18 protein-coding genes are annotated in these 24188 nt (G+C 47.1%); 12 read left to right on the forward strand and 6 right to left on the reverse strand.

Translation table 11 applies throughout. The annotated features are described in order from the left end of the window. Positions 1 to 131 precede the first annotated feature (131 nt). The 8 genes from FKN16_RS20300 (at position 132) to tldD (ending at position 10971) form a co-directional block, all read left to right on the forward strand. A complete protein-coding gene (locus FKN16_RS20300) occupies positions 132 to 1175 on the forward strand; it encodes a rod shape-determining protein (RefSeq protein ID WP_005381144.1) in 1044 nt (347 codons plus the stop codon). Positions 1176 to 1325: 150 nt separating this feature from the next. Next, complete coding sequence (gene mreC / locus FKN16_RS20305; protein WP_005396268.1) at positions 1326 to 2225, forward strand: rod shape-determining protein MreC; 900 nt, start codon at positions 1326 to 1328, stop codon at positions 2223 to 2225. Then, a complete protein-coding gene (gene mreD, locus FKN16_RS20310; protein WP_012841380.1) occupies positions 2215 to 2703 on the forward strand; it encodes a rod shape-determining protein MreD in 489 nt (162 codons plus the stop codon). Before mreC ends, mreD begins: the two co-directional genes overlap by 11 nt. Positions 2704 to 2707: 4 nt before the next feature. Beyond that, positions 2708 to 3277, forward strand: a complete 570-nt coding sequence (locus tag FKN16_RS20315; protein WP_104970986.1) for a Maf family protein — start codon at positions 2708 to 2710, stop codon at positions 3275 to 3277. An 18-nt stretch (positions 3278 to 3295) separates the two neighbouring features. After that, positions 3296 to 4765 (forward strand): ribonuclease G, encoded by a 1470-nt coding sequence (gene rng, locus FKN16_RS20320; RefSeq protein WP_005381138.1) that lies wholly within the window; start codon positions 3296 to 3298, stop codon positions 4763 to 4765. 12 nt (positions 4766 to 4777) lie between these two features. Further along, a complete protein-coding gene (locus FKN16_RS20325) occupies positions 4778 to 8659 on the forward strand; it encodes a YhdP family protein (RefSeq protein ID WP_170903452.1) in 3882 nt (1293 codons plus the stop codon). Between the two features lie 33 nt (positions 8660 to 8692). After that, positions 8693 to 9514: a carbon-nitrogen hydrolase family protein gene (locus FKN16_RS20330; RefSeq protein ID WP_170903453.1), complete on the forward strand. Its 822-nt coding sequence runs from the start codon at positions 8693 to 8695 to the stop codon at positions 9512 to 9514. Positions 9515 to 9525: 11 nt separating this feature from the next. Continuing rightward, the gene (gene tldD, locus FKN16_RS20335; RefSeq protein ID WP_047009150.1) at positions 9526 to 10971 is read left to right on the forward strand and encodes a metalloprotease TldD; all 1446 of its coding nucleotides are present in this window, start codon (positions 9526 to 9528) and stop codon (positions 10969 to 10971) included. A 66-nt stretch (positions 10972 to 11037) separates the two neighbouring features. Here tldD and FKN16_RS20340 read toward each other — a convergent pair whose 3' ends face one another. Then, positions 11038 to 12414: a PhoH family protein gene (locus FKN16_RS20340; protein WP_006742346.1), complete on the reverse strand. Its 1377-nt coding sequence runs from the start codon at positions 12412 to 12414 to the stop codon at positions 11038 to 11040. Between the two features lie 560 nt (positions 12415 to 12974). Between FKN16_RS20340 and rapA the strand changes: the two genes are divergently transcribed. After that, positions 12975 to 15884, forward strand: a complete 2910-nt coding sequence (gene rapA / locus FKN16_RS20345; protein ID WP_170903454.1) for an RNA polymerase-associated protein RapA — start codon at positions 12975 to 12977, stop codon at positions 15882 to 15884. 108 nt (positions 15885 to 15992) lie between these two features. Here rapA and FKN16_RS20350 read toward each other — a convergent pair whose 3' ends face one another. Next, a complete protein-coding gene (locus FKN16_RS20350) occupies positions 15993 to 17258 on the reverse strand; it encodes a divalent metal cation transporter (protein ID WP_170903455.1) in 1266 nt (421 codons plus the stop codon). A gap of 341 nt (positions 17259 to 17599) precedes the next feature. Between FKN16_RS20350 and FKN16_RS20355 the strand changes: the two genes are divergently transcribed. Both FKN16_RS20355 and FKN16_RS20360 read left to right on the forward strand, forming a co-directional pair. Further along, positions 17600 to 18352: a pseudouridine synthase gene (locus tag FKN16_RS20355; RefSeq protein ID WP_006742349.1), complete on the forward strand. Its 753-nt coding sequence runs from the start codon at positions 17600 to 17602 to the stop codon at positions 18350 to 18352. Between the two features lie 93 nt (positions 18353 to 18445). Beyond that, complete coding sequence (locus tag FKN16_RS20360) at positions 18446 to 19408, forward strand: D-2-hydroxyacid dehydrogenase (protein ID WP_170903456.1); 963 nt, start codon at positions 18446 to 18448, stop codon at positions 19406 to 19408. A gap of 87 nt (positions 19409 to 19495) precedes the next feature. On the opposite strand, the gene yjgA is transcribed toward FKN16_RS20360, so the two are convergent. Then, a complete protein-coding gene (gene yjgA, locus FKN16_RS20365; RefSeq protein ID WP_005396253.1) occupies positions 19496 to 20023 on the reverse strand; it encodes a ribosome biogenesis factor YjgA in 528 nt (175 codons plus the stop codon). 110 nt (positions 20024 to 20133) lie between these two features. Between yjgA and pmbA the strand changes: the two genes are divergently transcribed. After that, positions 20134 to 21477 carry a metalloprotease PmbA gene (gene pmbA / locus FKN16_RS20370; RefSeq protein ID WP_006742351.1) on the forward strand — a complete coding sequence of 448 codons (1344 nt, stop codon included), beginning with the start codon at positions 20134 to 20136 and terminating at the stop codon, positions 21475 to 21477. 61 nt (positions 21478 to 21538) lie between these two features. Here the strand turns inward: pmbA and mgtE are convergent, their stop codons facing one another. From mgtE to rapZ, 3 genes are all read right to left on the reverse strand, one after another. Continuing rightward, entirely contained in the window at positions 21539 to 22897 is a 1359-nt protein-coding gene (gene mgtE, locus FKN16_RS20375; RefSeq protein ID WP_006742352.1) for a magnesium transporter, read from the reverse strand. Between the two features lie 148 nt (positions 22898 to 23045). Next, entirely contained in the window at positions 23046 to 23321 is a 276-nt protein-coding gene (locus FKN16_RS20380) for an HPr family phosphocarrier protein (protein ID WP_005396244.1), read from the reverse strand. Positions 23322 to 23323: 2 nt separating this feature from the next. Next, complete coding sequence (gene rapZ / locus FKN16_RS20385) at positions 23324 to 24187, reverse strand: RNase adapter RapZ (RefSeq protein ID WP_006742353.1); 864 nt, start codon at positions 24185 to 24187, stop codon at positions 23324 to 23326. Between the last annotated feature and the right edge of the window lies 1 nt (position 24188).

Genomic DNA, 24188 nt, shown 5'->3' on the forward strand with positions numbered 1-24188 from the left:
AAGTTAGGAAACTGCAAGAAATTGAGGCTTTCTGCTCATGTTTGTGTACCAATACCTTGCTGTGACAGCGAGGCATTGGTACATTTAGAGCAATTTTTGTCTTCTATATTTTTGCAGGATGAGCGAAGAGTATGTTTAAGAAACTTCGTGGCATGTTTTCTAACGATCTATCTATCGATTTAGGTACAGCCAACACTCTAATTTACGTAAAAGGGCAAGGAATTGTCCTTGATGAACCTTCTGTAGTTGCTATTCGTCAAGATCGTGTAGGTTCTGCAAAAAGCGTTGCTGCAGTCGGTCACGCAGCAAAACAGATGCTTGGTCGTACACCTGGCAACATTTCCGCTATCCGCCCAATGAAAGACGGCGTAATCGCTGATTTCTACGTAACCGAAAAAATGCTTCAGCACTTTATCAAACAAGTGCATGACAACAGCATCCTAAAGCCAAGCCCACGTGTTCTTGTTTGTGTTCCTTGCGGTTCTACCCAAGTTGAGCGCCGCGCAATTCGTGAATCAGCTCTCGGTGCTGGCGCGCGTGAAGTTTACCTAATCGACGAGCCAATGGCGGCAGCAATCGGTGCTGGCCTGCGCGTGTCTGAGCCGACAGGTTCAATGGTGGTTGATATCGGTGGTGGTACAACTGAAGTTGCTGTTATCTCTCTAAACGGTGTGGTTTACTCATCGTCTGTACGTATCGGTGGTGACCGCTTTGATGAAGCGGTAATTAACTACGTACGTCGTAACTACGGCAGCTTGATTGGTGAAGCCACGGCTGAAAAGATCAAACACGAAATCGGTTCTGCTTACCCTGGCGATGAAGTTCAAGAGATTGAAGTTCGCGGTCGCAACCTTGCAGAGGGTGTGCCACGCAGCTTTAGCCTGAACTCAAACGAGATCCTAGAAGCGCTTCAAGAGCCGCTATCTGGCATCGTCTCAGCAGTCATGGTTGCACTAGAGCAGTGTCCACCAGAGCTTGCTTCAGACATTTCTGAAAACGGCATGGTTCTGACTGGTGGTGGCGCGCTACTGAAAGATCTCGATCGTCTATTAATGGAAGAAACCGGTATCCCTGTGGTTATCGCGGAAGATCCACTAACGTGTGTTGCGCGTGGTGGCGGTAAAGCACTAGAAATGATCGACATGCACGGTGGCGATCTGTTCTCTGAAGAATAAAGGTTTAGGTGAAGCTCATGTCGGGCTTCACCTTCATTTCTGCTCTCTCTGTAATTCAAACATGCTCCATACCTAAAAGTATTTATTTAAGTATTTTTAGGTTGCCAAGTAAGGCTCAATAATCATGGAAGCAATCAGGTCAAAAACAAGATGAAACCGATTTTTGGCAGAGGTCCGTCTCTGCAATTACGTCTGTTTTTTGCTGTCATCGTGTCGGCGAGCTTAATGCTGGCTGATAGTCGTCTAGATACGTTTTCCAACGTCCGATACTTATTGAACAGTATGGTTGCACCGATTCAATACGCAGCCAATTTGCCTCGCAGCATGTTCGATGGCGTATTTGAACGTTTTAATACTCGTCAGGCATTAGTTGAAGGCAATCGCAACTTAAAGCGAGAAGTGCTACGCCTGAAAAGCGAGCTGATCTTGCTCGATCAATATAAAGAAGAAAACCAACGTCTACGCAAATTGTTAGGCTCTTCATTTGTCAGGGATGAAAAGAAAGTCGTAACTGAAGTGATGGCGGTTGATACTTCACCTTATCGTCATCAAGTGGTGATTGATAAAGGACAAATAGACGGTGTGTACGTCGGACAGCCAGTGATCAACGAAAAAGGCATTGTTGGTCAAGTCACGTTTGTCGCAGCGCACAACGCACGTGTTCTGTTGCTAACGGATGCGAAAAATGCGATTCCTGTCCAGGTGATCCGTAACGATATTCGAGTGATCGCGTCGGGCAATGGTGAAATGGATGAAATCCAACTGGAGCACATTCCAACCAGTACTGATATTCAGGTTGGCGATCTATTGGTGACATCCGGCCTAGGTGGGATTTACCCAGAGGGCTATCCAGTCGCGACGGTTACCAATGTGGATCACGATACGCGCCAAGAGTTTGCGTCAATCAAAGCTGAGCCAGTTGTAGAGTTTGATCGCTTACGTTACCTACTGCTGATTTGGCCGAATGAAGATCGTCAACACAAAGTGCTGCGATCCAATGTGGATGAAGGGTTAGAGCAAGAAGAACAAGAGGTAACTGATGGCCAATAATGTAGTGAGCAGCCGAATGGTGATTGGTGTCAGTTTCTTCGTTGCGCTGGTGTTGCAAACCATTCCGTGGCCAGGTGTATTAGATGTTTTACGTCCATCATGGTTGTTCCTTGTAACGTGTTATTGGGTGTTGGCACTGCCGCACCGAGTGAACGTTGGAACCGCACTAGTGCTGGGCTTATTATGGGATATCTTGATCGGCTCAACGCTTGGAATTCGCGGCATGATGATGTCGATTGTCATCTATCTGGTGGCGTTGAATTTCCTATTGATTCGTAACATGGCATTGTGGCAACAGTCGATTTTAATTGCCTTTTTTACTGCGCTATTGGAAGTTTTGATATTCTGTGGGGAATATTTGAACCAGGACGTAGTATTTAATCCATTATCTCTGTGGACGGCGGCAATAAACTGTATACTTTGGCCATGGATGTTTTTATTAATGCGACGAGTTCGTCGTGCATGGCACGTAAGGTAAAGCGGTGAAGAAAAGCTTATCTCTCGTTCTCGCATCGGGTTCTCCGAGAAGAAAAGAGCTGCTTGCTCAACTAGGTTATGACTTTGAGATCGTATTGCCTGATATTGAGGAAGCCAAACAGGCTCATGAGCAAGCACGAGATTACGTGCTGCGTCTTTCTTTGGAAAAAGCTCAGGCAGGCTTAGCATTAGCTAAGCCTGATTCCGTTGTATTGGGCTCTGACACGGTCGTAGTATGCGATGACCGTGTGCTAGAAAAACCAAAAAGTTTTGAAGATTCAAAGCGTATGCTTACTGACTTATCCGGTCGTCGTCATCAAGTGATGACTGCGGTGAGCGTCGTATCATCGGAACAACAACATTCAGTGGTCGTCACCACTGACGTGTGGTTCAAACAACTGACTCACGAAGAAATCGAACAATATTGGCAGTCAGGAGAGCCATGCGATAAAGCTGGAAGTTATGGTATTCAGGGACTCGGAGGGCGATTTGTCACCCGAATCGAAGGCAGTTATCACGCTGTAGTAGGCTTACCTTTGTTCGAAACCGATCAGCTAATTCAAGAATTTTTATAATTGTTTTGAGGTGTGCACATGAGTGCAGAATTGCTGCTTAACGTGACCCCGAGTGAAACTCGTGTGGCCATGATTGAAGGTGGAGTACTACAAGAAATACATATCGAGCGCGAATCGCGTCGCGGCATTGTGGGCAATATATACAAAGGCAAAGTCAGCCGAGTACTGCCAGGTATGCAAGCGGCTTTCGTCGATATCGGTTTAGATAAAGCGGCGTTTTTACATGCGTCAGATATTGTCCCGCATACCGAATGTGTGGCAGAGAACGAAAAACAGCAGTTTCAAGTCCGTGATATCTCTGAGCTGGTACGTCAGGGGCAAGACATTGTTGTACAAGTGGTCAAAGATCCGCTCGGTACGAAAGGCGCGCGTTTAACGACGGATATCACCTTACCTTCGCGTTATCTTGTTTTTATGCCGGGGGCCAGTCATGTCGGTGTTTCGCAGCGTATTGAGAGTGAGAAAGAGCGCGAGCGTCTGAAAAAAGTGGTGAATCATTACTGTGATGAGCACGGTGGTTTTATCATTCGTACCGCAGCGGAAGGCGCAGATGAAAAAGAGCTTTCTCAAGATGCGGCATTTCTAAAGCGTTTGTGGCTAAAAGTCATGGAGCGTCGTTCAAAATACAAAACGCGTTCAACGCTTTACGGTGAACTTGGTTTAGCCCAGCGCATTCTGCGTGATTTTGTCGGCACAGAGCTCGATAAAATCATGGTCGACTCCCGCCTCGAATATGAAAACCTGAAAGAATTCACTTCTGAGTATGTACCTGAGTTAACAGACAAGCTTGAGCTTTACGAAGGTGACAAGCCAATCTTTGACATGTACGACACCGAGAATGAAATTCAGCGTTCTTTAGAGCGCAAGGTTGAGCTAAAGTCGGGTGGCTACTTGATCATCGATCAAACTGAAGCTATGACAACTATCGACATCAACACTGGTGCATTTGTTGGTCGTCGTAATCTTGAAGAGACCATCTTTAATACCAACATTGAGGCAACTCAGGCTATTGCTCGTCAGCTGCGTTTGCGCAATCTTGGCGGCATCATCATCATCGACTTTATCGATATGGCGTCTGAAGAGCACCGTCAGCGAGTGCTCACCTCATTGGAAACCGCACTGGCTAAAGATCGAGTAAAAACCAACATCAACGGCTTTACTCAGCTCGGCTTAGTCGAGATGACGCGTAAGCGCACACGAGAAAGTATTGAACATATCTTGTGTTCTGGCTGTCCTACTTGTGAGGGCCGTGGCAGTGTGAAAACGGTTGAAACCGTGTGCTTTGAGATATTACGCGAGATTACTCGTGTAAACCGTGCTTACGACGCCGATAATTTTGTTGTATACGCATCGCCGTTTGTTGCTGAAGCGCTGTTGGGTGATGAGTCTCATGCATTGGCTGAGCTCGAAGTATTTATTGGCAAGCAAGTGCGAGTTCAGGCTGAGCCCCTGTACATTCAGGAACAGTTTGACGTCGTAATGATGTAATTTGGAACATTTGTGAATTCTGGTGTTAACCGTTTTGGGCGTTTTTGTGCGTGGAGTTTAGTTACTGTACTGGTGTTATTGGCCATATTAGTAACCACACTGCGCGTCACATTGCCACAACTTAACCACTTCCAAGATGAGATCAAAACCTGGGTCAAGCAGGACACAGGTTTTGACTTTTCTATCGCCAACGTCGCAGGGACGTGGCGCAATAATCACCCCTCCATCGCGCTACTCGGTTTAGAAGCGAACCTGCCGAATATTCAGGATGCACGCTTTGCCGTTGAAGAAATCCAAATTGAATTCGATCTCATTCAATCTCTTTTGCAACTCAAACCGGTGGTCGCAGACCTCACCATCCATAACCTCGCTCTGGATATTCACACCGTAGACATTCTGCCGACCTCTAGTCGTCAAGAGCAGGAGCCGAGTGTGGATAAGAGCGAAGTGAAGCTCATCGACCAACTCGACTCACTTCTTTTACGTCAGTTTGAAGACTTCACCATTACCGACTCACGGATTTGGTATAAATCGGTATCTGGTGAGACTCGCCGTTTAGATATCGAGCAGCTCCGTTGGAGCAACCAAGGCAAGCATCACTTAGCTGAAGGCACCGTGAACATTGCCGATGTTCGTCTGAATTCACTGTTAGTGAGCGCTAACTTTAAAGACCATGGTTCGCTGCGTGATGTGTCTGGTGAGTTTTACGTAAGTGCCCAAGATGTCTCAGTGACGCCTTGGTTAACCACTTACATGCAAGAAGAGTCGGGTGCTGAGTCGGGTAAGGTCAGCTTAAACACTTGGCTGACGCTGAAACACAGCCAACCGAATGATGCGTATGTTGAACTGTTGCCTTCTGAGCTGGTGTGGAATGAAAACGGTCGTCATGAGCTGTTTATCGAGTCAGGTATTTTCAACCTTCGACCAGATAAACAAGGTTGGAAAGTAAATGGTCACTCACTTCGGATCCGAACCGACAACACCCCTTGGCCGGAATTAGACGCAGCGTTTGATTGGCAACCGAATGGTTGGACGCTCAACCTTTCTCAACTCGATATCGAAGCACTTATTCCGCTCATCAAATTGGCTCCAGAGTCAGAATCGACCAGTGACCTTATCAACAAATTGGCACCGAAAGGCCGAGTTGAAGATGTTCGCTTGTCCATGAACGGTGGTTTAGACACGTTACGCTACTCCGCGGAACTGGATGAACTTGCGATGACGCAATGGGAACTGCTACCAGGATTCCATCATGTACAGGGCAGTGTATCTGGTGATTTAGATCAGGCAAAAGCGAAAGTAACCGTCATTGATGATGTATTTCCGTACGGTGATGTATTTCAAGCTCCGCTGAATATCAAACAAGGTGAAGTCGATATTATCTGGCAACAAGATGTGAGTGGCTGGCGCTTGTGGTCTGATAAAGTGACGGCAGCGACACCGGATCTTCAAGTACTAGGAGCATTCCGTCTTGATTTTCCAAAAGAACAAAGCCCATTTTTATCGTTTTATGCTGAAGCAGATCTCTATAACGCAGGTGAAACATGGCGTTACCTGCCGACTCTGGCACTTGGACAAGACTTAACGGATTACCTATCGACTGCGATTCAAGGCGGTAAAGTGAATACGGCTAAGCTGCTGTGGTATGGCGAGTTAGGGGATTTTCCTTACAAAGATCATAATGGCATGTTTCAGGCGTGGGTCGGTTTAAAAGACGCGAAATTTAGCTTTGATACGGCGTGGCCAACCATCACTGATCTGCAGCTGGACTTGCTGTTTGAAAATGATGCCATGTATTTGGATTCAAAGTCCGCCACGCTAAATGGTGTTCATGCCAAGCGTATTACTGGGCGAATCCCTGAGTTGGCGGAGGGGGGACACATTGAGATTGAAGCCAAAGCGAGCGCGCCGGGTAATGAAGTTCGTGACTACATGATGGCGACGCCATTGGTGGACTCGGTCGGGGCAGCGTTGACGGCGCTGCAAGTGAGTGGTCCGGTTTACTCTGAGTTCCAGCTCAACATTCCGTTTGATTTTGAAAAAGAGTCCCGTGCTTGGGGTTATGCCGATTTAACAGAAAATCGTGTCGATATTGAAGCGCCGCCAATGACGCTGGAGAAAGCCACAGGGCGTATCCACTTCGATAATGATGTGGTCACCACATCGGGTTTGTCTGCAGAGTTGCTTACCCAGCCTATCTCCCTCGATTTTCGTGGTGAGAGTGCGGAACAGGGCTACAATGTGACGATTAATACATTAGGGGATTGGGACGTTGAGCCTCTCAAACCTTATGTTGGTGAGCGTTGGTTAAAGCTTGTTTCTGGGCATGCGCCGTGGCAAATGGACATTGACTTACAACTTAATGATGTAGGCTTCACCTATCAACTTGATGTGTTGGCGCAGCTAAATCGTTTAGCGAGTCAATATCCCTATCCGCTAGCGAAACAAGTTGGCGAATCCGGGCAAGCAAAACTACAGGCATCCGGCAACCAAGAAAGCATTTCAGCAAGACTACAGATCCCAAATGCTAAGTATCAAACCGAGATAGATATAACTGGCGACGTACCTGTTCTGACGGCGACTCATTTAATGGTCGGCAAAGGTGGTTTCAGGATCAGCCCTATTGTCGGACACGATGCATCAGTGCGTGTCGGTGAGCTTAATTTAGACCAATGGGCAGAGCTGGTTCAGGGCTCGGAAGGTAAGCAATCCTCATCTGTTTTGGCAAGCATGAAGACGCCGAGTATTCCATTGCCGACACGGATTGATGTTGAAACGCCAAACTTGCAGCTTGGTGGGATTGAGTTTCATGATGTGGACTTCTCCGCAAGCAAAAAGAATTTGAGCTGGCAACTCGATGTGGACAGTCAAGAGGTTAAAGGTAAGGCTAACTATCTGAAACCTTATGACTTATCGGTCTCTTTGGAGCACTTACACCTGTATATTCCAGGGTTTGAAGAGATGACCAAAGAGCGCAGTTCGCTCTTTGCTAGTGAGGATCAAAACGCGCCTTTGATTACCAATTTTGACCGCCAGTTTCACGCTGAGATGCCAAACTTAACTTTGAACATCGATGATTTTTGGTTGCAAGGTTACAAAGTGGGGAAGGTGAATGTTGATTTGCAGCGTCGCGAGAACCGTTTGGAGTGGAAAAATATCACCTTTAGCAGCGGCAAAAACCGTATTGATATGAGCGGTTGGTGGGACCTGACAAAAGAGAGCAGCCATTCCAACTTAACCATGAAAATGAAAGGTGATAACAACACTGACCTTATGGAGCGCTTTGGTATCACATCAGGTATTCAGCAGGCACCATTTGAGATCAACGCCAATATGGAATGGGACGGCGCGCCTTGGTCGATGAAGACACAAACCTTGCAAGGGAATGTCTCAACGGAATTTGGTAAAGGCGTGATCAGTGAAGTCAGTGGTGCGGCACGTTTGTTAGGCCTGTTCAGTTTGGATTCTATCATCCGTAAGATGCAGCTCGACTTTACCGACGTATTCGACAAAGGCATGGCGTTTAACTCGATCACAGGCACGGGCAAAATCCAAGATGGCGTATTTATCACCAACGATATCGTGATGGATGCGTTAGCAGGGGAAATGCAGATCCGCGGCATCGCCAATATGAACAGCAGAATGGTCGATGCGGAAGTGAAGTTCACCCCAGACATCACATCAGGCCTACCAATGCTGACCGCGTTTGCAGTAGCGCCACAAACCGCGTTGTATGTTTTAGCCATCTCAACAGTGATTTCTCCGGTGGTTGAGGTCTTCACTCAAGTCAATTATGAAGTGAAAGGCCCACTAGATTCACCAACGGTAAAAGAAATTTCTCGAAGTAAAGGTGAATACAAACTGCCAGAAAAGCTGCGTGAACAGGCCAAATAACTCACCGACTAAAATGGAATAGGGAGGAAACACATGGAACGTGTTGGCATTATTCAAATGACATCGGGTCCTGATATCACTGCGAATCTGGACTTTATTGAAAAACAGTGTGCTTTGGCGAGTAAGCAAGGTGCCAAGCTTGTCCTTACCCCTGAAAATACGGTGCTGTTTGCCAACCGCGAAGCGTACCATCAACATGCAGAGCCACTTGGGAGTGGCGTGATTCAACAGCGGCTCTCTGAAATCGCAAGAAAGAAGCAGTTAACACTGATTGCCGGAAGCATGCCCATTCAAACCGCAAAAGGTGTCACGACCACAACGCTTGTATTGCCGCCGCACGGTAAATGCATTGCTCACTATGACAAACTGCATATGTTTGATGTCGACGTAGCCGATGGTTATGGTAGTTATCGTGAGTCGGACACGTTTATGGCGGGTAATCAAATAGTCGTGGCGGAAACCGATATCGGCAGCGTTGGATTGAGCATCTGTTACGATCTTCGTTTCCCTGAGCTTTATAAAGTATTACGCCAAGAAGGCGCGGATATCATTGTGGTGCCTGCTGCGTTTACCGCTGTGACGGGGCAAGCTCACTGGGAAGTATTATTGCGAGCTAGAGCGATTGAGACACAATGTTGGATTTTGGCAAGCGGACAAACTGGAACGCATCCATGTGGACGAAAAACATGGGGACACTCGATGGTCGTTGACCCTTGGGGACGTATCCATAAGCAGCTTCAGGATGAAGTAGGCTTGTTAGTGACAGAGATAGATTTGTCACAAAGCCAACAAGTAAGGCAGAATATGCCGCTGACTCAACACAGTCGCTTTCAAAATGAATTGAGACGGAAATAAAAGAGCTAACTATGAGCACAAACCAAATAGAACAGGCACTCCTTGCCCCAAATGGTCTGACAGAACAAGACATTGCTGACACGCTTGCCAGCATTGCGACGCGCCAGATCGATTATGCGGACATTTACTTTCAGTCCAGCTGGCATGAGTCTCTGGTTCTAGAAGACAGCATCATCAAAGATGGCTCTTTTAACATTGATTGTGGTGTTGGTGTCCGCGCCGTAACTGGCGAAAAAACAGGCTTTGCCTACTCTGATCAAATCCAGCCTGAAGGCCTGAAGCAGAGTGCAATGGCGGCGCGCGGTATTGCTCAGCAAGGGCAAAATGGCAAAGTTCATGCGTTTAAACGTACGGAGAACCAAGCGTACTACGCGGCTGTGAATCCACTAGCTGAATGGGAAAAGCAGCAAAAAACAGAATTACTTAAGTCTCTAGATGCTTACATCCGCACTAAAGAACCATTGATTAAAGAAGTCTCGATCAGCATCAGCGGTGTGCATGAGCAGATGCTTGTTGCGGCAACAGACGGTACTTATGCAGGCGATATTCGTCCTTTGGTACGTTTGTCTATTAGCGTGCTCGCTCAAAAAGGTGAACGACGTGAACGAGGTAGCGCTGGTGGCGGTGGCCGTTTTGGTTACGATTTCTTTTTAACGGAAAGCAATGGTGTGAAACAAGCTTTCCATTATGCAGACGAAGCGATTCGCATGGCGTTGGTTAACCTTGAAGCAGAAGCCGCGCCAGCAGGCATGATGCCAGTGGTATTGGGCTCAGGTTGGCCAGGCGTATTGCTACATGAGGCGGTAGGTCATGGCTTAGAAGGTGACTTTAACCGTAAGGAATCTTCGGTTTTCTCTGGCAAAATGGGTCAACAAGTGACGTCTTCACTGTGTACCATTGTTGATGACGGTACATTAAAAGACCTTCGTGGTTCACTCAATGTGGATGATGAAGGGGTGAATGGCCAGTACAACACGCTTATCGAAAATGGTGTGCTGAAAGGTTACATGCAAGACAAGCTAAACGCGCGGTTAATGGGTGTGAACCCAACAGGTAACGGTCGTCGTGAGTCGTATGCACATTTGCCGATGCCGCGTATGACCAACACCTACATGCTTCCAGGTGAACATACGCCAGAAGAAATCATCTCGACGGTAGAGAAAGGGTTGTATGCGCCAAACTTTGGTGGCGGTCAGGTGGACATTACTTCGGGTAAGTTTGTATTCTCCGCATCGGAAGCGTACTTGATTGAAAACGGTAAAATTACGCGCCCTGTTAAAGGTGCGACGTTGATTGGCTCAGGTATCGAAGCCATGCAGCAAGTCTCTATGGTCGGCAACGACCTAAGTATCGACAAGGGCGTTGGCGTATGTGGTAAAGCAGGTCAAAGTGTGCCAGTTGGTGTTGGTCAGCCGACCTTGAAATTGGACTCACTGACGGTGGGTGGCACTGAGTAACTCATTCGAATCGTTATAAAAAGAGCGCTCATTAGAGCGCTCTTTTGCTTTGTGAGTCGGTGTTGATTATAGATTTTCTTCAGCAAATTCCGCCAAGCGGCTACGAACCACGCCGTTGAGGTGAATATTTGCGCTGCCTTCAAAGTTCTTGAAGCGCTCAACCATGTACGTCAACCCTGATGTCACTGGGGTGAGGTAATGAGAGTCAATCTGCGCCAAGTTACCGGAGCAGACGATTTTTGTTCCTTCACCACAGCGGGTGATGATGGTTTTGATTTGTGATGCGGTGAGGTTTTGACACTCATCAAGCAGTACAAACGCATTTTGGATCGAACGGCCACGCATAAAGTTGATCGATTTAAATTGAATGTTGGCTTTATCGCAGATGTACTTCAATGAGCCTTCAGTGCAGTGATCGTGTTTATGTAGCGCTTCCAAGGTATCGGTCACCGCCGCTAACCACGGCATCATTTTCTCCTCTTCTGAGCCGGGTAAGAAGCCGATGGATTCACCGATGTCTGGCGTGTTACGCGTCACGATAATTTTATCGAACATGCCTTTTTCAATGGTTTGCTCCAGTGCTGCTGCCATGGCTAATAGCGTTTTACCACTACCAGCGGCACCGGTTAAAATCACTAGGTCAATATCCGGGTCAAGTAAGGCATCCAACGCCATTCCTTGGTAGATGTTTTTTGGTGTGATGTCCCAAGCCTTACGGTGCATCATGCGTTCACGGCTCAGGTCGAGTAGCGTTAATTTGTCTTCATTGATGGTTTCCACGCGGCCAGCAAAGTCGCTGTCTTCATCAATCACATATTGGTTAATAAAGGTTGGTTCAAAAGGTTCACGACTGAGCTTGTGATAGGTTTTTCCGCCCAGCGCATAACTTTCCACTTCCTCAATATCACTCCAGAAGTCCCCCTCACGCAGTTGAAAGCCTTTGGTGAGGTATTGAATGTCGTCAATCAGTTGATCGGTTCGGTAGTCTTCAACAAAACGTACGCCAGCGCCTTTGGCGCGCAGACGCATGTTAATGTCTTTCGTGATCAGTACCACTTCACGTGGTGCTCGTTTGTTTTGCAGATAAAGCACCGCATTGAGAATGCGGTTGTCACCGGCTTTGTCGGCGAAGGCTTTGACGGTTTCCTGCAGTTCGAAATCCGCCAAAATGGAAATGGTGCCTTGGTCGGGGCTGTCTTTAGAAACAGGAATACCTTCAGAAATTTCATCGGGCGTTGCTTCTTTAAACAAATCTTCCAAAGCGCGAATAGCCACGCGAGCGTCTCTTGCGACATCGCGTTTGCTGTCTTTGATTCGGTCGAGTTCTTCCAACACGGTCATGGGGATAACGACATCGTGTTCTTGGAAAGAGAAGATGGCAAAGGGTTCATGAAGAAGAATGTTGGTATCAAGTACAAACAGTTTCCGATCGGTATCGCCCATAGCGTCTCCTTGCCGTAATACGGCTCTGCATGCGAGTGGTTAGGTCGTTCTCAAATAGGTGTGAAGCGGCCTAACTCTGATTGCTTGCAATAGAGGTTGTCGGGCTGATGTCGGTTAGTGTGCAACCGAGTAGCAAGACAACTTACTGCAAACCCGTGTTGATCCTAATCGTGTACTAACGCGCTTAAATCATATGCAATGGTTTTAAACGCCCCTCACTAGAAGTATACGTAATATTTACGTTCTACAACTTAATAATTGGCATGAGTATTTTACAATTTGATTGCATTTATAGTTTGGGAAAAAAAGTTTCCGCTTGATGCGGTTTCGGCGTGACCTAAATCACAGCTTCAAGTAAGATTAGCGACCTTTTTCTGCGTATAGGCTACGTCCGATTTATCATGTTGAGCTGGCTTAAAAATACTCAGTTCATACTGGAATGACGAATGCTATCGGCATAGCAGAAGCCAGAATCAGATCTAAACTATTACCCATGCCTACGGGCATGAGTAGACCAACAAGAAACACGAATCAAGAACTAATAACGAGGTAGTCAATTCATGACATTTGCTTTGGGGCAGCGCTGGATTAGCGATACGGAAAGCGATTTAGGTTTAGGTACCGTTGTAGCAATGGATGCTCGTACTGTGACATTGATGTTTGCAGCGTCAGAGGAAAACCGAGTTTACGCACGTAACGATGCACCTGTTACCCGAGTCACCTTTAACGTTGGTGATGTCATCGACTGCCAAGAAGGTTGGTCTCTAAAAGTTGAAGAAGTACTGGAAGATGAAGGTCTATACACCTATTTCGGTACTCGTGAAGACACGCAAGAAACCGCCGTTGTTCTGCGTGAGATTTTTCTGAGCAACCAAATTCGTTTTAATAAACCTCAAGATAAGTTGTACGCCGGTCAAATCGATCGCATGGACAACTTTGTTCTGCGTTACCGTGCGCTAACCAACCAGTTTGAGCAGCATAAGAGTCCAATGCGTGGCTTGTGTGGTATGCGTGCAGGTTTGATCCCTCATCAGCTTTACATCGCGCACGAAGTTGGCCGTCGCCACGCGCCACGCGTATTACTGGCGGATGAAGTGGGTTTGGGTAAAACCATCGAAGCGGGCATGATCATCCACCAGCAAGTGCTGTCTGGCCGTGCAGAACGCATTTTGATTGTGGTACCTGAAACACTGCAACATCAATGGCTGGTTGAGATGATGCGTCGTTTCAACCTGCATTTCTCTATCTTTGACGAAGAGCGTTGTATCGAAGCATTCGCGGATGCAGAAAACCCATTTGATACCCAGCAATACGTGCTGTGTTCTTTGGATTTCCTACGCAAGAGCCGCAAGCGTTTTGAACAAGCACTGGAAGGCGAATGGGACCTATTAGTTGTCGATGAAGCGCATCACCTTGAGTGGAGCCAAGATAAACCAAGCCGTGAATACCAAGTGGTAGAAGGTTTAGCTGAACGCACTCCGGGCGTACTGCTACTGACGGCAACGCCAGAACAGCTTGGTCGTGAGAGCCACTTTGCTCGTCTGCGTTTGCTGGATCCTGACCGTTTCTACGATTATGAAGCGTTTGTCGAGGAAGAAGAGCAATACGCACCTGTAGCGGATGCGATTACTTCACTTTTCTCTGGTGAAAAACTGCCTGATGAAGCGAAAAACCAGATTACTGAGTTGTTGTCTGAACAAGACGTAGAACCACTTTTCCGCATTATCGAAAGTGAAGCGGACGAAGAAGCGAAAGCGTCAGCGCGCCAAGAGTTGATCGACAACTTGATGGATCGTCACGGTACGGGACGAGTTCTGTTCCGTAACACACGTGCGGCTATCAAAGGGTTCCCTGCGCGTAACGTGCACCTGATGCCAATGGATATTCCACCGCAATACACCACGTCAATGCGTGTTGCTGGGATGATCGGCGGTAAGATGAGTTCTGAAGCACGTGCGATGAAGAACCTTTACCCGGAAGAAATTTTCCAAGAATTTGAAGGCGATGACGCAAGCTGGTGGCAGTTTGACTCGCGCGTGAATTGGTTACTTGAAAAGGTAAAAGAGAAGCGCAGCGAGAAAATTCTGGTGATTGCCTCTCGTGCAAGTACGGCTCTGCAATTGGAGCAAGCGCTGCGTGAGCGTGAAGGCATTCGTGCGACCGTCTTCCATGAAGGTATGTCGATCCTTGAGCGTGACAAAGCAGCCGCTTACTTTGCGCAAGAAGAAGGTGGTGCACAGGTTCTTATCTGTAGTGAAATCGGCTCTGAAGGCCGTAACTTCCAGTTTTCCAACCAACTTGTCATGTTCGACTTGCCATTCAACCCAGATTTGCTTGAGCAACGTATCGGTCGTTTGGACCGTATCGGCCAAAACCGTGACATCGACATTCATATTCCTTACCTGAAAGGCACATCGCAAGCGATCCTAGCACGTTGGTTCGATGAAGGCCTGAACGCTTTTGCGGAAACCTGCCCAACAGGCCGTGCTGTTTACGATAAGTACTCTGATGATCTGATTGAAATTCTTGCTTCTGGTGATACCAGCACGCTAGATGAGATTATTGAAGCGTCAGCAAAAATGAATAAAGAGCTGAAATCCCAATTAGAGCAAGGCCGTGATCGCCTATTAGAAATGCATTCAAATGGCGGGGAAAAAGCACAACAAATCGTTGAGAAAATTGAATCAACCGACGGCGATACCAATTTGGTCACCTTCGCACTTTCTCTTTTTGATACGATTGGCTTGAACCAAGACGACAAAGGTGAAAACGCACTGATTGTGACCCCATCTGAGCACATGATGGTACCAAGCTACCCAGGCCTGCCATACGAAGGGGCGACGATCACGTTTGATCGTGATACGGCTTTATCTCGTGAAGATATGCACTTTATCAGTTGGGAGCACCCAATGATCCAGGGTGGTATCGATCTTCTGATGAGTGAAGGGGTGGGGACGTCTGCGGTATCTCTACTGAAAAACAAAGCGTTACCAGTCGGGACCATTCTTCTTGAGTTGATTTACGCGGTAGATGCGCAAGCGCCAAAACGCAGTGGTATCGCGCGCTTCTTACCGAAAACGCCAATCCGTTTGATGATGGACTCGCGTGGTAATGATTTGTCTGCTCAAGTGGAATTTGAAAGCTTTAACCGCCAGCTCAGCCCTGTAAACCGTCACTTAGGCAGCAAGTTGGTCACGTCGGTACAGAAAGACGTACACCGCTTGATCGAAGCGGGGGACAATCTTATCGAAGCGAAGGTTGAGGAAGTACGCAAGCAAGCTCATCAAGATATGCAGCATAGCTTGAATGCAGAACTTGAGCGTTTGCAAGCACTGAAAGCGGTAAACCCAAATATTCGTGACGAAGAAATTGAAGCCATTGATGCACAAATTAAGGAGCTCACTGGTTACATCAACCAAGCTCAAGTGCAGCTCGACTCGCTACGTTTGATTGTGGTGAGCCACAACTAAGTAAGTATTTATTGCTCATTAAAAAAGGTCTTCAGTTGAAGACCTTTTTCTTTATTTGCGGTTTAGTTTCTTTATGCGGAATGCATTAATCACTAATAGCTACCTCATTTACATCAACCACTTCCACCAGATAAACACAGCCAAGAAGCCAAACAAGTAAATCAGGCCTGCAATCGACAACCACTTCAGTTTAGGTCCAACAGCCAAAGGTTCAGGTAACTCGGTTTTGCTCACTAATGTGTAATTTAGCAGAGCAAAGAATGGCGTGGTCATAAAGGCGAGGATCATCGCAAAGTTCAGCATAGGCAATAACGCAGAAGCCCAGAAAACCACAATACCTAATGCAAGTAAGGAGACTACCAGAATGATCGCTGAAGTGGTTTTAGGGTTAGTGTCTGGTTGCGAGCGCAGTAGGCGTTGAGAATCCGAAATAACGCGCGAATAGCCATCAATAACGGTAATCGTGCTGCCAAAGATACAGAAAAACGCAATTACCGCGATTAAGTAACGAGACCATTCGCCAATCGTCGCCGCATATAAGCCAACCAATTGGTGGGAGAAGCCAACGCCAGAGCTTTCAAGCGCAACGCCAGATCCATAAAGCATCAAAGAGCCTAGCGATACAAAGATAATGGCAAGAAAAGCCGTGCCAATATAACCGACATTAAAGTCAAATAGAGCAGAGCGATACGTTACTTCTTGCTGGCTTGATTGGCGTTTTAGCCATGCAGAGGTTAAACAGGAGATCTCTATCGGTGCTGGCATCCAGCCCATTGTTACGACGATAAAGCCAATTGCCGCAATCGACCAAGGTGACGGTGGCTCGAAGTTGGCCACTTGCTCAACAGGGTTACCAAAGGCGATAGAAACGGCAAGTAAAGTCGCGATGGTTAACACCGACATGATCACCTTAGATAGCGTATCGAGCGCTTTGTAATGGCCAGCAAATAATATGATCAGGCAGGTGACAATCACAATGATACTGAGTGATGCCATTGATAGTGAAAACGGAATGAAGTAGCCCAGCAAGCTAGCGCTAAACATCAACAAAGCGGCGGTATTGATTACGGCTGAGACCACGCTCAGAAATAGAAATAGCCATAGATAAGGCCGACCTAATTTCGCGTAGCCCTCAACCAAAGTGAGCCCTGTTCCCATGGTGTACTGTACGCCCGCTCGGAAAAAAGGGTATTTAAACAGGTTTACGAGCAGAATCAGTGCAGCCAGTTGCCAGCCATAAATCGCACCAGCTTTGGTTGATGCGACGAGGTGAGAGCCACCCACCGCAGCAGATGCCATTAATATGCCGGGGCCTAACGAACGAAAAAATAAGGAAAGTTTGGATTGGGGTTTATCTATAACGGCGGAGTCCATTGCTTATTGTCCTTTTTATCTTATGTATCTTTCTAAAGAGATACATACCGCAGTACATGACAAGCTGAGCGCTCGCCCTATACTGCGCAACGGTAATGTCTTTTAAATGCTGTGTTTTGATGTATTTATTTTAAGTATTCTTTGCGAATATCATGCTGTGTGCATCTAGCACTCTATTCAGTTATGCGTCTTGTTGTCAAACTAAATTTACAACGTGCTATTTTTAGTTTTTATGCTAAAGGATTGACTTTGTTTTATTGGGTTGAACTTTTCTTCAGAATCCTGCATCTGGGTGCTATTTGGGTATATAATCGCGGCGTTTTTATTTGTAGAGATCTCCCATGGCAATGCTTGAATATACCCCTCCCACCGACCCTTGGGTCGATATCGTTTTTGAGGATGACGACATTCTGGCAGTGAATAAGCCATCAGGATTGCTGTCTGTTCCTGGTCGCCTTGCAGAGCATTACGACAGCATGTGGAGCCGCCTCAAGGAGGTGCATCCAGAAATCCAAGTAGTGCATCGCTTGGATATGTCGACATCAGGGCTGATGCTGCTGGCGAAAAATAAACCTTCGGAGCGAGCATTAAAAAAGCAGTTCCAATATCGTCTCACCCACAAGGTGTATTACGCACGTGTTTGGGGGCATGTTGAGCCGCAAGAAGGGAATATTGACCTTCCATTAATTTGTGATTGGCCAAATCGTCCGCGACAAAAAGTATGCTTCGACGACGGCAAGCCATCTCAAACTTTATTCCAAGTGGTGAAGCGTGAAGTGCACTCTGATGGCACCCATACGACCGTTGTGCGACTACTGCCCATTACTGGTCGATCGCATCAGTTACGCGTGCATTTGATGGCGATTGGTCATGCGATTGTGGGTGATGAGTTTTATGCAACTGAAGAGGCGTATCAGTTTTCAGAACGTTTAGAGTTGCACGCTGCGGAGCTAAGTTTTTATCACCCAGCCACGGATCAGCTGAGCAGTATTTTTGTACCCTGTGACTTTTATCCTGAAGCTGAGGCGATGATCTTTAACTATTTTTCGCCAGAACGTACATTGCCTGATTATAAAACGTTGCCACACCCTTAACGCCAATTGCACTCAACAACGGTTCTTTCTAGTTCGCTATTTCGTTACTGTGGTTGATGTATCCTGTCTTTCAGCCGTGAACAAGGAGTTGTTATGTCTTTGCCGACCATCGTATTTTTGGACCGAGCGACCATCCCAGAACATATTGAGATCCCACGACCTAGCTTTCAGCACCACTGGCGTGAGTACGACTTAACCGCGCCAGAGCAGGTAATAGAAAGGTTAGCAGATGCAGATATCGTGATTAGCAATAAAGTCCTGCTTGACCAAAATATATTAGAGCAACTACCACAATTGCGGATGATCGCGGTTGCCGCGACTGGTTTTAATAACGTCGATGTGGACTACTGTGCTAAGCATGATATTGCGGTTGCCAATGTACGTGGTTACGCGACGCGTTCGGTGCCTGAGCACGTGATTGCGATGCTGTTTGCTTTACGCCGAAATTTATTTGGTTACCATCAAGATATTGCCGCTGGCGAATGGCAGCGTAATAAGCAGTTCTGCTTTTTTACGCACCCAATCGGGGATATAGGTGGTAGCACGTTAGGTGTTGTTGGTAGTGGGGCGCTGGGGCAAGCGACGGCGAATCTAGCTCAAGCGTTAGGAATGACCGTGTTGTTTTCTGAGCGTAAAGGGGCGGCAGAATGTCGACCTGGTTATGTGCCGTTTGAGGAAGTGTTAAAACGTTCTGATGCGTTGACTTTGCACTGTCCGCTCTACGAGCATACTCAGAATTTAATTGGTCAAGCAGAGTTGCAACAAATGAAGCCCAACGCCATTCTAATTAATACGGGGCGTGGAGGCTTGGTGAATGAGCAAGCGCTGGTGGATGCCCTAAAGCAGGGAGAAATCGCTGCGGCTGGCTTTGATGTCTTTACCCAAGAACCAGCTGATGAGAGCAATCCGCTGATTGCCAATATGGGTTTACCTAATTTGTTACTTACACCGCATGTTGCATGGGGCAGCGACTCATCGATTCAACGTTTAGTGGGAATCTTGATTGAGAACATTAACGCTTTCGAGCGCGGAGAGCGTATTAATCGCTTGGTGTAACGTTGACATTTAAGTAAAAGATAAAAAAGCAGACATCATGTCTGCTTTTTTCGTTAATTGAATGCTCGTTGGAATCGAACCGTCGAATTAAAACTCTTCTTCGTTCAGACCTTTTAGGATCTGGAAGATTTCGCGGTACGCTTTTGCTGGTTTCCCCGCTTTTTTCTCTTTCGCTGCTTGGCGAGCCAATTGGCGTAGACGCTGACGATCCGCCTCTGGGTACATTTCCATTACGTCATCAATGGCTTTGTCGCCTTCTTCTACCACGCGATCACGCAGAGCTTCAAGCTTGTGGAATACCGCCGTTAATTGAGAGTGCTTGTTACGAATCTTATCCAATGCCGCTTGGATTGGCTCTGGATCTTCATAACGCATCAACTTACCAATACGTTGTAATTGGCGACGACGTGCTTCGTTTTTAAAGCGTTGTGCGTCTGCAATTGCTTCTCGCAGGTCTTCGCTCAATGGAAACTTTTCGAGAACTGCAGGTTTGAGGCCGACAAGCTCCTCACCTAGCTTTTGCAGTTCTTCCATGTCTCGCTTCATCTCGGATTTGCTTACCCAGATGATCTCTTCTTCTGGTTCCCATGGCGCTTTTTGATTCTTACGTGCCATTTCAGTTGCCTGTGTTTTGATTAATATTATGACTATTTTAACAAGAATCGTGGGGAGAAAGCGAAATTCTTGTTATCCTATTGTTCATCAAAGACAAGATGTGAAAGACAATGGATATTAAACAGCAGGTTGCTGAGCAACGTACCGAGCTAGAGCAAGCCGTCGCAAGAGCCTTAAAGCTTGCATCGGCAAAATCTGACGCCGCCGAAGTCGCAATTACCAAAAGCACTGGTTTAAGTGTATCTACTCGCATGGGCGAGGTAGAGAATGTCGAGTTCAACAGCGATGGTGCGCTGGGCATTACCGTTTACCGAGGTCAACGCAAAGGCAGTGCTTCCACGTCTGATTTAAGTGAAGCTGCTATCGAGCAAACCGTTATTGCGGCGCTGGATATTGCGCATTACACATCTGAAGATCCATTTGCAGGGCCCGCAGCCAAAGAATACATGGTGCAAGAGATCCCTGAGCTTGATCTTTTCCACCCAGACGCCCCTGATCCCGATTATGCTGCCGATGTGGCGATCGCCGCTGAGAAAGAAGCGTTAAGTTATAACAGTGCAATCAAGCAAAGTGATGGCGCGAGTTATGATAGCCACTACGGGGTGAAAGTGTATGGTAACAGCCATGGCTTATTAGCAAGCTATGCGTCTAGCCGCCACAGTACCAGCTGTTGTGTGATTGGCGTTGGTCAAAATGGCGAAATGGAGCGTGATTACAGCTACACAGTGGCACGTCATCGCGATGACTTATGGACACCAGAAACAGTGGGTCGTAAGGCGGCAGAGAATACGATTAACCGCTTAGATGCGCAGCGCCTAAAGACAGGTAAATACCCAATCATGTTTGCCGCTGATGTTGCGACAGGCTTGATTGGACACCTTGTTATGGCGATCAGCGGTGGTAACCTGTACCGTAAATCTTCTTTTCTACTTGATCATCTTGGTAAGCAAGTGCTTCCTGAGTGGTTCAATATCTCGGAGCGTCCACATGTATTACGTGGTTTGGCGTCAAGCCCCTTCGATAGCGAAGGCGTGTACACTCAAGATCGTGAGATCATCACTGACGGTGTGCTAGCGACTTACCTGTTAACCAGTTATGCCGCACGTAAAATGAAGATGGCGCCGACAGGTCACGCTGGTGGCATCCACAACTGGTACGTGAAATCGACTGGTCAAAACTTCGAACAAATGCTTAAAGAGCTCGGCACTGGTTTGCTAGTGACAGAAGTGATGGGGCAAGGCGTGAACGTGGTAACAGGTGATTACTCTCGCGGTGCTGCAGGCTTCTGGGTTGAGAACGGTGAAATCCAATACCCAGTATCGGAAATTACCATCGCTGGTAATCTGAAGGACATGTTCAATAAGATTGTTGCCGTAGGTAGCGACGTTGAAACGCGCTCGCAAATTCAAACGGGTTCAATCTTACTAGATGCGATGAAAGTGGCGGGTGAGTAAGCTTTCCTAATTCAGAATTCAAAAAGCCTGATGTGTTCATCAGGCTTTTTAGTTTTTGCAGCTAGGTAATCAGTATTGTGGCAAGCCCTAAGAATACTGATAAACCAATTACATCCGTTACGGTCGTTAACGCCATACCACCAGCTAAAGCTGGGTCGATGTTCATTTTCTTTAAGAGGATTGGAATCGTTACTCCGGCAACCCCAGCGACCAATAAGTTGGTCAGCATCGCTGCGGAAATGATTCCCCCTAGCATCCAGTTACCTTTCCAAGCGACAACAATGCCGCCAATAATCAGCGCCCACATGATGCCGTTGAGTAAACCGATCGAGGCTTCTTTCATCAACAGTTCTCGTTTGTTCGAGTCACCGATATGACCAAGAGCAAGACCACGAATTACTAGTGCGACGGTTTGGTTACCAGCGACACCACCCATGGAAGGAACAATCGTCATCAATACGGCAATGGCAGCCATCTGGTCTAGCGTGGCTTCAAACATGTTAGAAACAGAAGCGGCAGCGAGTGCGGCCAACACGTTAGCCCCAAGCCAGATACTACGTTTGCGAGCTGATTTTACAACGGGTGCGAAGGTATCTTCGTCATCGTCCATACCTGCCATACTCATCATCGAGTGCTCGGCATCTTCACGGATAACGTCAACTACGTCATCGATAGTGATACGGCCAACGAGATGCTGATTCTCGTCTACGACAGGAGCAGAGACCCAGTTACGACGTTCGAACAGACTAGCAACATCTGAATCACTGGTATCGACAGTGATCGCTTCGTCAGCATCTTCCATGATGTCGACAATTTTGACATCAGGCTGGGTCGTGATCAGCAGAGTAATGGGTAGTTCACCAATCAGTTTGCTTTCTTCATCAATGACATAAAGAGCATCCGTTGCTTCTGGTAGTTCACCTTTCATACGCAGATAACGTAAAACCACGTCCACATCTACGTCACCACGAATCGTGATAACGTCGGTGTTCATCAGTCCACCTGCAGTGTCTTCTGGGTAGGACAGGGCGGTTTCGACACGCAGACGGTCAGAGGAGTCCATTTGCGACAGGACTTCGCGTGACAGGTTGTCTGGCAAGCTACGCAGTACATAAGCCACGTCATCGGTATCCATGCCTTCTGTCGCTTCTGCAAGCGCCTCTGGTGCCATTTTGGATACGAGACTATCTTTGACGTCTTCGTTCAGTTCGTCGAGGATTTCACCGTAGTCTTCAGGGTCGGTGAGTTGCCAGAGAACTTCACGGCTTTTGCGTGGAGAGGCTTCTAAAAGGTGAGCGATATCCTCAGGTTCCATGTCCTGTAACTGACGACGAACATGGACGAAGCGGCCATTTTCTAGCGCTTCTGTGACTTCTTGGAGGGCTTGGTGAGCTTGGTCGAATTCAATTTGCTCTGCCATTCATTCCTCCCAATTCCTGATATTTACAATGCGTTGAATAATAACTTAATTCTAGGCGCCTTTTAATAACAACTTATGATACTAAGCAAATTTATTTATTGGAGCAGTGAGGGGAAGGAGAGTGAGAGGTAATAAAAAAGCGAGTAAATTACTCGCCTTCATCAAATTTATCTTCGATTAAGTGGCAAACGGCATCCAGTGCTTCTTCTGCTTGCTCACCCGCAGCGTGGATTGTGACGTACTGTCCTTGAGCAGACTCAAGCATTAATAAACCCATTACGCTGTCTGCTGTGGCGGTTTTGTCTTCTTCATTGTCGATAGTGATGACCGCTTCAAAGCTCTGGGCCAGTTCGACCAGTTTGACGGCTGCGCGAGCATGTAAGCCAAGGCGATTTTGAATCAATACTTTACGACTTAACTCCACAGCTACTCCTTAGTGTTTTTCTCTAGTGAGGTATGACGAATTTGCACTTGGTGTCCTTTATTGGCGAAGTACTCACCGATTTGCTGAGTTAAGTACACCGAACGATGTTTACCTCCGGTACAACCTATTGCAACGGTCAAATAGCTGCGGTTATTTTTCTCGAGCAGAGGTAACCAATTCTCTATAAAGTTTTCAATTTGGTATTTCAAACTTAACACCGATTGGTGCTGCTCCAAAAATGCGGCGATAGGGGCATCCAAACCCGTAAGTGGGCGCAACGCTGGTTCCCAATGTGGGTTGGGCAAGAAGCGAACGTCGAATACGTAATCGGCATCGGAAGGCAGGCCATATTTGAAGCCAAAAGACTCAAATACCATAACAAGCCCTTTGCGATCTCTGCCTTCAACACGCATACGCACGGTTTCACTCAACTCATGCAAAGATTGTCCGCTGCTGTTCAGTACAAGATCGGCATGCGCTTTAAGTGGCGTTAAAATTTCTTTCTCACGCTCGATGGCTTGGTCAAGGGAGAGAGAGGTGCCACCTAAAGATAAAGGGTGGATTCGGCGTGTTTCGCTGTAGCGTTTGAGTAGCGTTTCCTTATTGGCGTCCAAGAAAAGCACGGTCACATCAAGCTCTGTTTTCAACTGCTCCAGTGTACCAGTCAGTTCTTTTAGCTTTTTAGGGATATTGCGAATATCAATGCTTACCGCAACATTCTGCTTGCTGTCAGCAACAGAGTGAACAAATGCGTCCAGCAAATTCACTGGGAGGTTATCAACACAGTAATAACCTAAGTCTTCCAGTACGCGCAGCGCAATACTCTTACCGGCACCTGAGTGCCCGCTAACCACGATTAGTCGCATG

Source organism: Vibrio sp. 11-4(1) (genome assembly GCF_013048625.1).
Classification (GTDB): domain Bacteria; phylum Pseudomonadota; class Gammaproteobacteria; order Enterobacterales; family Vibrionaceae; genus Vibrio; species Vibrio diabolicus.